1 pseudogene is annotated in these 690 nt (G+C 79.4%); it reads left to right on the forward strand.

The features are described from left to right. Positions 1-76: 76 nt before the first annotated feature. Positions 77-690: pseudogene (locus P1P70_RS45440) on the forward strand (hypothetical protein); the annotation flags it as partial.

The raw sequence follows: 690 nt of genomic DNA on the forward strand, positions 1-690 counted from the left end.
GCCTTCGGAGGCGGGCTCGGCGGTGGTCCCGTCAGGGTCGGCGGGGGTCCCGTTGTCGTCGGGGGCGCTGGGCGGCGTGGACGCGGCTTCGGACTCCGCACCTGCCTCCGGCGCGGGCTCGGGCGTCGGCTGCGGCGCCGCTTCCTGCTCAGGCTGCGGCGCGGCCGGGGGCGTCGGCGAGGGCTCGGGCTTCGGCGCCGGCCCTGCCTCCGCCTCCGTCTCAGGCTTCGGCTCGGCCTCCTGCTCGGGCTTCGGCTTCGGCTCGGCCGTCGGGGTGTCGAAGGCCGGGCGGGCGTGGTGCCAGGGTGCGTCCGGGCTGCCTGCGGTGCGGCGCGGCTGGGTCGAGGAGGCGGGTGTGGCGCGCCGGCTCGCCGAGCCTCCCGACGCGGTGCGGGCGCGGCTCGGAGGCGTGGGGGTGTCGGGTGCGTCGGAGGTCGGGCCGACTGCCGTCTGGCTCGCCGAGCCGTCTGCAGCCGAGCGGGTGCGGCGCGGGGGCCTGGCTGTGGGGCTGTCCGGTGCCTCGGTGGGCGCGGTCTGGCTCGCCGAGCCTTCCGATGCCGAGCGGGTGCGACGGGGCGTGGACGTGGGCGGAGGGCCGTCCGCTGCGTCCGGGGTCGGGCTGGCTGCCGTCTGGCTCGCCGAGCCTTCCGATGCCGAGCGGGTGCGACGGGGCGTGGAGGAGGGCGGGGG

It is taken from the genome of Streptomyces sp. MB09-02B, assembly GCF_033794485.1.
GTDB lineage: Bacteria > Actinomycetota > Actinomycetes > Streptomycetales > Streptomycetaceae > Streptomyces.